We start from the raw sequence: 3,748 nt of genomic DNA, 5'->3' as shown, positions 1-3,748 counted from the left end.
ACTGGAAAGAAGTGTATGTTCAGAAGAGCACGGCTTGAAGATCAATACGAACTTACATTAAAGCATAATGTGCGCGACGCTTTACAATATACTATTTGTTGTTTGCCGTTATAGAATTTCTATCACTGCATCGCTCCGTCAACCTCGCTTCCAACATACCCATATCCTCGCTGAGTTTCTGCTCAACTACCTTCGCATAAACCTGCGTAGTACGTAAACTGGTATGACCGAGCATTTTGCTGACGCTTTCAATGGGTACCCCGTTGGAGAGTGTTACGGTTGTGGCGAACGTGTGCCGGGCTAAGTGATATGTCAAATTCTTGTCAATTTCACAAAGTGTAGCTATCTCTTTAAGATACGAATTCGTCTTGTGATTGGTGTACACTGGCAATACTTTACCATTTGACTGGGCCAGCGGATGCTCTTGATACTTTTCTACAATCGCTTTCGCTTGGGGCAGTAGAGGTACTTTAAACCATTCCTTGGACTTCCGACGCCGCCCTTGAATCCAAAGCTTACCATCTAAACCGGTGATAATATGGTCGGAAGTTAGATCATATACTTCAGCGTACGATAGCCCGGTGTAGCAACTGAAAATAAAAATGTCGCGGGTTTGATCCAGTCGGTCAATCCGAAATTCTTTTTCCTCAATACGCTGCAATTCATTCTGGGTAAGAAAACCTCGTTCCTTCTTCTCAAATTTCAGTTTAAACTTTACGAAAGGGTCTTTGATGAGCCATTCTTCTTTCACGGCTAGATTTACCATCTTACGTAGCCGTTCCACATGCTTCATCGTTCCATTCTGAGTACAAGGCTTTTGGTGGCCGTCCGGAGTGCGGTTCTTGATATACTTCTCGAAGTCCTTAATGAACTTGTAGTTCAGCTCATCCAAGTAGATATCGGAAGTCTTACGCTTCTTTTGTAAAAACTCGTAGGCGTAGCGTTGGGTGGTATGGTAGTTTTTCTGTGTACCCCAGGCTAGTTCATCCTTCATTTCTTCGTTATGATACTCGATGAGTTCTTTCAGTGTCTTACCCCGCTCGTCCTGTCCTAGGTAGCGATTCTTGATTGACTCAGCGGTAACCAGTTTTCTTTCTTTCTCCAGTTGCTGCTGGCATTCGTATAGCTGGTTGCGTATTTGTTCCAGATAAGCGTTCAGTGTTTTGACATCCTGCCGGTTGCCTTTGGCCATACCCCGGCCCTCATCCCATCGGTCAATAGCTACTTTGCGCTTAATAGATAAGTCGATTCGTTTGCTATCTACCGTAATACGAACGTAGATAGGGGCTTCTCCGTAAGAAGTGCGGTATTTCTTGACAAAGAAGGTGATACTAAAGGTGTTAGAAGATCGCATAGCAATACAGTTTAAAGGGTTTTGAATACATTTGGCTGTGTCCATCCTGGAATAGGCACAGAAACTATATCAAACCAGCACAAAAAAGACTAACTTTTATGAGTTTAAGTTGCTGTATTTCAGATACTTAAACTCATTTCTGTGCCCAAAAGGTAAGAAGAAAAAATGGGCCATGATATGGGCACATTTTTCTTGAGATTCTATGCATGTATTGGGGGGTAGAAAAACAAAAAACCCCTCAAATCCTGCGATTTAAGGGGTTTTGGTGGTTTTTAGGCTTGTTTAAGTCGGGATGACTGGATTCGAACCAGCGACCCCCACGTCCCTAACGTGGTGCGCTAACCGGGCTGCGCTACATCCCGTAAAAATTAGAGTGGCAAAACTAATAGTTTCTTTTCGTAATTCAAGTCTGAATCCAATAAACTATAACCCCTTACTATAACTAGCAGATTGATGCAAATAGAATCGATACTTTCTACCCTGCGTTCACCAGCTGTCTAATTTCTATAGCAAGCCATTTGGGCGCTTCTAAAGGAATTAAGTGACCAATATCTTGAGTGATAACTTCCTTAACATCTTGGGGCAAGACCTTTAGATCTTTTTGAAGAAGATTGATAGGAATAACTGGGTCATCGCTAGAAGCTAGCAAATGAACTGGAATAGTAATTTTACTCAACTGATCACTTATGGAATGGTTCATGCCTTCTAACAGCCACCATTTCCAAGTTTGATGATTAACCACCAGTTGAGTTTCTATTGCCAGTGATTTTTGCTTATTATTAAGCCTCCGATTACTTGATTGCTCAACGGTAGTTTCTGCCTCCTTCTTGTTAGGATGATTAAGCATTCGTTGGCGTTCTTCCTCTTCCATCGGTTCTTGGGTTGGAGGTGAGGGGGCAACCAGAATTACGCTGCTAATCAATTTTGGATAGGCGGCAGCAGCGTTAAGTGCCAGCTTACCCGACATGGAATGACCTATCAATACGGGATTATAAAGATTAAGCTGCTTCAGCGTTTGAGCTAGCCAGTCGGTAAATGTCTCTATAGAAGGTTTTTCTAAAGGTTGAGTACCTCCAAAGCCAGGTAGGTTTAGTGCAATGCACTGATAGTCAGCACGTAGTTCTTCGGCAACCCATTGCCAACTGTTAGCTGATCCTCCAAAGTAATGAAGAAATACCAAGGGCGTACCGGTAGTACCCCAACGCACTACGGTTTGATTGTAATTCATAGAAAAGTTAGTGGAACGATAAATTACAAAACTACTGCCCAATGCTATTTTTGGACAGTAGTTTTGATCAGTGAAAAAGAAAATGGATTTTAGCCGAAAGCAGTTTCTACCGCTCCCCCGTCTACTCGGTAGTTGCTACCATTGACATAACTGGCTAGTTCGGAACAGAGAAAGGCAATCACCGTAGCCACTTCTTCCGGCTTGCCGCGCCGTTTGACCGCAATATGAGGACGTTCATTTTCTAAGAACCATTCAATAGCTTCATCTACCGAAGAACCTCGCTCATCAGCTAACTCTTCCATCATCTTATCAGTCATGGGAGTAGCAACGTAGGCTGGAGACACACAGTTGAACAATAGTCCCTCTTTAGAATAAGCGCGGGAAAGGCATTTGGTAAGGTTAATTACTCCGGCCTTGCAAGCATTATACGGACTTTCGTCTTCGTAGGGTTGTAATGCGTTTTCGGAAGAAATCGTGACGATACGGCCCCAGCCCTTGTTTTGCATTTGCGGAATAAACGCCCGGCAAATGCGTACGGTACCCATCAAATCAATATTGATGGTTTCCATCCAGTCTTCATCACTTAAATCCAGAAAATCACCCGCCGCCCCTCGGGCTCCGGCCGTGTGCGCCAGAATATCGGCACCCCCAAACTGATCTTGCACTTTTTTGGCTAACTCTTGAACTTCACTATAGTCAGTTAAGTCAGCCGTAAAGCCAGAAATTTGGCTAGAATCGGAAATATGGGGTTTGACTTTTTCTACTGCTTCTAGCAGTGATTCTTCATCTATATCAGACAATATGATATTCGCTCCTTCTTTTGCTAAGATTTTTGCTGTTTCTAATCCAATGCCAGAATCACCACCAGTGATAACTGCATTTTTACCTTCAACTTGTAAATTCATATAAAAATAAAAATTATCCACAGATGAACTGTGAGTGAAAAAAATAACCTCCCATGTAACTGGCAAGAATCAGCTAGTGTTTAGTAGAGGGTACCACTAGAAGTCAATTTAAAGTGAAATATGATCTATCAATTTTCAGGATTTCTGTTGCTCTTGGTAATTGGACTAGATATGCTGCTAGTCGGGCTAATTATTCTATCGGCTCAATCCGGAAAAAGAGTATACCAAAGAATAGTACTCGGATTAAGCGTTTTATGCTTC

General features: G+C 42.5%; 3 protein-coding genes and 1 tRNA gene. All 4 read right to left on the bottom strand.

Translation table 11 applies throughout. From position 1 onward, the window contains the following. Window positions 1-91 precede the first annotated feature (91 nt). The 4 genes from WBA23_RS16040 to WBA23_RS16025 all read right to left on the bottom strand — a co-directional run bounded on the left by WBA23_RS16040 (window position 92) and on the right by WBA23_RS16025 (window position 3,487). Window positions 92-1,354, bottom strand: coding sequence for a site-specific integrase (locus tag WBA23_RS16040; RefSeq protein ID WP_424583298.1), 1,263 nt, complete (start codon window positions 1,352-1,354; stop codon window positions 92-94). A gap of 287 nt (window positions 1,355-1,641) precedes the next feature. Further along, window positions 1,642-1,716, bottom strand: a tRNA-Pro gene (locus WBA23_RS16035). Window positions 1,717-1,829: 113 nt separating this feature from the next. Continuing rightward, window positions 1,830-2,582, bottom strand: coding sequence for an alpha/beta fold hydrolase (locus WBA23_RS16030; protein ID WP_424583297.1), 753 nt, complete (start codon window positions 2,580-2,582; stop codon window positions 1,830-1,832). Window positions 2,583-2,671: 89 nt separating this feature from the next. After that, entirely contained in the window at window positions 2,672-3,487 is an 816-nt protein-coding gene (locus tag WBA23_RS16025; protein WP_424583296.1) for an SDR family NAD(P)-dependent oxidoreductase, read from the bottom strand. Window positions 3,488-3,748: the final 261 nt, after the last annotated feature.

This window comes from Tunicatimonas sp., from assembly GCF_049647865.1.
In the GTDB taxonomy this organism is placed as follows: Bacteria; Bacteroidota; Bacteroidia; order Cytophagales; family Cyclobacteriaceae; genus Tunicatimonas.
This window is presented reverse-complemented; position numbering and strand designations above follow the sequence as displayed.

What these genes read in the sequence shown, in the direction of transcription:
- WBA23_RS16025 (WP_424583296.1), bottom strand. Translation starts at nt 3,487, where the DNA reads ATGAATTTACAAGTTGAAGGTAAAAATGCAGTTATCACTGGTGGTGAT.
- WBA23_RS16030 (WP_424583297.1), bottom strand. Translation starts at nt 2,582, where the DNA reads ATGAATTACAATCAAACCGTAGTGCGTTGGGGTACTACCGGTACGCCC.
- WBA23_RS16040 (WP_424583298.1), bottom strand. Translation starts at nt 1,354, where the DNA reads ATGCGATCTTCTAACACCTTTAGTATCACCTTCTTTGTCAAGAAATAC.